The organism is Neobacillus piezotolerans, assembly GCF_003362805.1.
Lineage (GTDB): Bacteria > Bacillota > Bacilli > Bacillales > Cytobacillaceae > Bacillus_D > Bacillus_D piezotolerans.
On the sequence record NZ_QNQT01000024.1, the window covers coordinates 1 to 5303 of the forward strand.

The 5303-nt window shown below is 29.4% G+C and carries 3 protein-coding genes and 1 pseudogene; 3 read left to right on the top strand and 1 reads right to left on the bottom strand.

Annotation, left to right across the window (positions count from 1 at the left end):
* Window positions 1-348 precede the first annotated feature (348 nt).
* Complete coding sequence (locus DRW41_RS23905; RefSeq protein WP_245959535.1) at window positions 349-765, top strand: hypothetical protein; 417 nt, start codon at window positions 349-351, stop codon at window positions 763-765.
* On the opposite strand, the pseudogene DRW41_RS23770 reads toward DRW41_RS23905, so the two are convergent.
* Window positions 705-1292 (bottom strand): annotated as a pseudogene (locus DRW41_RS23770) (NADH-quinone oxidoreductase subunit H). The gene DRW41_RS23905 and the pseudogene DRW41_RS23770 overlap by 61 nt on opposite strands.
* Before the next feature lie 3034 nt (window positions 1293-4326).
* Between DRW41_RS23770 and DRW41_RS23775 the strand changes: the two are divergent.
* Window positions 4327-4491: a proton-conducting transporter transmembrane domain-containing protein gene (locus tag DRW41_RS23775; RefSeq protein ID WP_369333243.1), complete on the top strand. Its 165-nt coding sequence runs from the start codon at window positions 4327-4329 to the stop codon at window positions 4489-4491.
* Between the two features lie 576 nt (window positions 4492-5067).
* On the top strand, window positions 5068-5268 hold the full coding sequence (locus tag DRW41_RS23780) for a hypothetical protein (protein WP_369333244.1): 201 nt from the start codon (window positions 5068-5070) through the stop codon (window positions 5266-5268).
* Window positions 5269-5303: the final 35 nt, after the last annotated feature.

A 5303-nucleotide genomic window follows, 5' to 3' on the forward strand; every position in this document is an offset into this window, starting at 1 on the left:
AAGATTGGAGGGGTTTTAGCTTTAGTATTAAGTGTGGTTGTTTTGTATTTGTTTCCTTTTGTATTTAGGCCGCGCTTGCGCGTTTTAGGAGAGAGCTTAGTAGGTAGGATTTTATTTTGAGGGTTTGTTACTAATTGAGTGTTGTTAACGTGGGCTGGAGCGTGTGTGGTAGAGTATCCTTTTAGAGAAGTGGGAAAGATTTTTAGTTTATTTTATTTTAGTTTTTTAGTATTGTTAGGGGCGGTTTTATATAATTAGGTTTTATTGAGATATTTTGAAAGTATCAAATAAGGGTAATCCTTTAGAAGATGTTTGGTTTAAGTAGAATAAAGGCCTTGTAAGTCTTAGGTGCTGAAAGTAACAAAAGATAGAGTAGGGGCTAGAATAAGAGTGGTTAAGGGAAGAAGGAGTTTTCAATTAAAAGTTATTAGAAGATCGTATCGGAATCGCGGGAAGGTTCCTCGTAATCATAGAAAAATAATCGAAAAAATAATGATAGTTGGTGTGGAGATTATGGATAGCAATAGGCCGGTAAAGATTAGGGTTGAAATAATGCTTAAAAGCAGGATATTTGAATATTCAGCTAAAAAGATTATGGCAAAAGAGGCTCCTGCGTATTCTACGTTGAAGCCAGAGACAAGTTCAGATTCTCCTTCTGCGAAGTCAAAGGGGCTACGGTTGACTTCGGCGGTGCAGATTAGGATTCAAATTAGTAAAAGAGGGATTAGGCCTGCTAAGAATGGGGTTGAATTTTGTGGTATATAAAATTCTTTTATTTTGTAAGAATGAATAAAAATAAGAAAAAGGAGAAACAGTATAAAGAAGTTAATTTCATAAGAGATTATTTGTGCTACGCTTCGTAAAGAGCCTAATTGGCTATATTTAGAATTGGCTGATCAGCCAATTGTTAAAATTGAATAGACGCTTAGACTTGAAATTACAAAAAAAATTAGGGTATTAAATGAGCTGTCGATAATGTTAAAGTGTCTGAGAGGCAGTAGGGGTCATATAATTAAGCCAAGAAAAAAGGTAAATAAGGGGGTAGCGATAATTAGTGTGGTATTTCTAGTTGTAGGTAGTGTTATTGTTTTGTTAAAGAGTTTAATGGCGTCTCTAAATGGCTGTAAAATTCCAATAAATCTTACTTTATTAGGTCCTTTGCGTATTTGGATATAGCTTAAGAATTTTCGTTCTAAAATAGTATAAAAAGCGACAGAAAGGAGAATTGCAATAATAGTAATTAAAATATTAAATATTGTGGTAATAAAGAGTTTGAAAGATTCTAAATCTATTGCATTAGTTTGCTAAAATGGGGCTAGTAACTTATTGTAAGGTCCTTTCGTACTGGTACATTTTTAAAAAAGATAGAAACCGACCTGGTTTTCACCGGTCTGAACTCAAATCATGTAATTTTTTACAAGTCGAACAGACTTTCTTGTCCGAAATTTTCGTCGGAGAGAGGCTTAATTCAACATCGAGGTCATAATCTTAATTTTTTATAAGAGCTTTAAAATTAAATTATGCTGTTATCCCTAAGGTAACTTTATATAAAGTTAGGAGTTATTAAAGGGTTAGTGTAAGATTTTTTTACAATGCCGCCCCAGCTTAACTGTAGTTAAGTTCTTTAGGGTCTTATCGTCTTTTTTTTTGAAAAAAGAATTTTTACTTTTAAGTAATTTTATTTTAAAAGAATGAAGCAGAATAATATTCGTTTTTCCATTCATTCTATTCTTAAATTAAAAGACAAGTGATTATGCTACCTTAGCACAGTATAAAGTTCTGCGGCTGTTTATAGACACTGAGCAGGATGTACTTTATATAATTTCATAAAGCTATGTTTTTGATAAACAGACGATGTTATTATTGCTGAGTTGTTTATTTTTTTATAAAAAATTACTTATAAATTTATTGATAAATCTTAATAGAAAGAAAATTGGGATTTTATTGAGTAAAGTAAATAAATTAGTGATAAGACTGGTAGAGTACTTTTATCTCTAAATCTTGTTTTTAGGTTGATTTAATTATTAAATAGGATTAAACTTATTTTTAGTGGTCAATTAACCAGGTATCTTTAAATTCGATAGATGTTTAGTTTCTAATGTTATTTTGTTAGATTTTTGCAATAAAGGCGTAAGTAAAATTAGTTCTTTTAAGTTCGGGAGTTTAAAGTTAGATTAAAAGAGTGGAATTGTCCTGATACAAAAGGAATTTAATAGTTATATATTATCTTTTTCAGTAAAAGTGTATTTAAATAGTTAATACTAAGAAGTGGGTTAAAATAAAAATAATTAGTCTAAGTGTAGGTTGATTTTAGTGTAAGTAAAATGCTATAAGCTTAAAAGAGCATGAGGCTCTTTCCAGAACTTCAACTATGTTACGACTTACCTCTTCTGATTGAGGAGGGTGACGGGCGATATGTGCACGGATAATATTAGTTCATACTAAATTAGTATTGAAGTATTAATATTAAATCCTTTTTTATGTGAGTTTGGTTTAATTCTATAAATAGGTTTTATAGTAACTTATTTGATCTTTTTTATTGGCTATACCTTGACCTGACATTAGTTGGGTAGATGAAACTATTATTTTAATAACAATTTTGACGGCGGTATATAAGCTTGTAAAAAAGTGAAGAATAACGAGTATTGTCGATTAACAAACGAGTTCCTTTAATTAATTTTGACGCCGCCAAAGTACATTAATTTTTTTAAAAAATACTGTTTATTTTTCTGTAAATAGTAGGGTATCTAATCCTAGTTTAATAGCAGGTAAAAATTGATTAGTTGTTTTGGCAATTTAATTTTACTTAAAATTAGTTTATTTAAAGTTAAGAGTTAATTTTGATTGTTTTATTATAATTATTGTGTAACCGCGAGTGCTGGCACAAACTTATTCATTAATTAGGTAAAAACTTTGTTTATTGGTTTAAGTAAAAATATTGTTAAGTTATAGTTAAGTTTAAATCGTAATTTTAGTTTTATTAAAAGTATATTTGTACTAATTTAGAAAAACAGGCATATTTTGCCTTAATAAAAGTCAAATTTTTATTTAAATATAAGAATAGGTGTATAGATGTATAAATAAAGTAAGGGCGATAATTTTTATATATCGTGTTTTCCTGCTAAAATGCGATATTGAGATTACTTTATTTTGGAATAAATAGCCTTTTTACAATCATGTTTAAAAATAAAAAATTTTGTAGCGCTATGGCAAAAAACTTTTTGATGTTTATATTATTGGACTTAGATCTGGTGAAATTCTGTTTAATATAAATATTTTATTATTTAATATTTAATGAATAATTGATTCGAAATTATAGTTAAAAATTGTTTAATTATTAGTACCTTACCGGTTAATTAGATTAATTAAATTTTATATATTAAAAATTTAATTTAATGTTTTACTTTTTTACGCTCTTCCCCTTAGGGAAAGGAAGAGCTAAAAAAAAAGAAAAAAAACTAAAACCTTAGTTTTAGTTATGAATTTTATTGGAAGAATCCTATACATAATATGTTTATATAATAGTTGTGTGACTTAGTATGCTCTCCCGCCCCACCAAAAGGCGGAGAGAGCATAAATAGTAAAATAGATTATGTCACATTAATAGATTAGGAACTTTTTATTGCTTAATTAATTGGAACAATATTTGTTAATAAATATTATAACCCTATTAATTATAGAATATTCCTTATAAGTAAATATTTAATAGTAATCATGTGCTCTCCCGCCCCACCAAAAGGCGGAGAGAGCATAAATAGTAAAATAGATTATGTCACATTAATAGATTAGGAACTTTTTATTGCTTAATTAATTGGAACAATATTTGTTAATAAATATTATAACCCTATTAATTATAGAATATTCCTTATAAGTAAATATTTAATAGTAATCTCAGCTAAAACAATAAGCTGATGAGTTCATATCTCATTTATTCTTATAAGCCTGCTTAAAGGATTAACATGATAGGTTAAAATATGAGTGATTTTGAGCTCTGTTTTAATTCCCATAGGGCTAGTTTATTTGGTTAGATTTTATCTAGTCTTTGGGTTTGATGAGTGATTTTTAGTGTGGTTAGGGTTAGAATTGAATATAATTAGATTTTTAATATTTGGGTTTAAGGAGGGTGATTTGGCTGTAGCGGAATCTTTAGGAAAGTATTTTTTTGTACAAAGACTAGGATCTGGTATACTTTTAGGGATGCTTTATGTTGGGTGAAGAGATGTGGGTTGAGCTTTATTGCTAGCAATAAAAATGGGGGCGGGCCCTTTTTATTTTTGGTATGTTAAAGTAGTAAAAGGATTCCGTTGAAGTGTAAATTTTATTTTAATAGTATTTCAGAAGATTATTCTTTTGTTGATGTTGAGTGAGTTATTGACTGTTGTGGTTATTTTATTAGGGGGCTTTAGTCTTGTTGTGGGAGTTTTTGGGGTGTTTAATCAGGTTAGAATGAGGGCAGTTTTGGGGTATTCTTCAGTGTTTCATATAGGGTGAATGATAAGCTTTTTGATGGAGGGGTCTAAAGGATGGTGAATGTATTTATTTGTCTATGGAGTGATAATAGGGGGGGTTATTGATTTAGTAATTAAAATAAACATTGAATGTTTAAATAGAGGAGTTAGTGTTTATTATAAAAGGAGATTAGTTTTAATAATTTTGAGTTTGGGGGGAATTCCGCCCATAATTGGTTTTGTTTTAAAGTGATTGACTTTTTATTTGTTGTGGGAGTTTGATTTTGGGTTATTAATTTTGATGTTAGTTGGTTCGGTGGGGATTCTTTATGTATATATACGGGTGTTGTATGATGTTGTTTTGATAGGGATAAATATATTAGGGTGGGGGGTGAGAGTATCAATATTTTCTTGAGGGGAAGTAGTGTGTTTTATTGGTGTATTATTTTTTTATATATTAATGTAGAAGTTTAAGAAAATATTCTATTAATTTTCAAGGTTAAATGTGTCATAAAGATTTACAGTCTTTCATCTTAGATTTATTAGGTTAATTTCAAATTTGCAATTTGAAGTTTATAACTAATTACTGCGATGGTTATATTCAACTAATCATAAAGATATTGGAACGTTATATTTGTTGTTTGGTGCTTGGTCTGCTATAGTAGGGACAGCAATAAGAGTTTTAATTCGGGCGGAGTTGGGACAGGTTGGAAGATTATTGGGTGATGATCATTTGTTTAATGTGGTGGTTACAGCGCATGCTTTGGTTATGATTTTTTTTATAGTAATACCTATTATAATTGGAGGATTTGGTAATTGATTAGTACCTCTGATGCTTGGGGCTCCTGATATGGC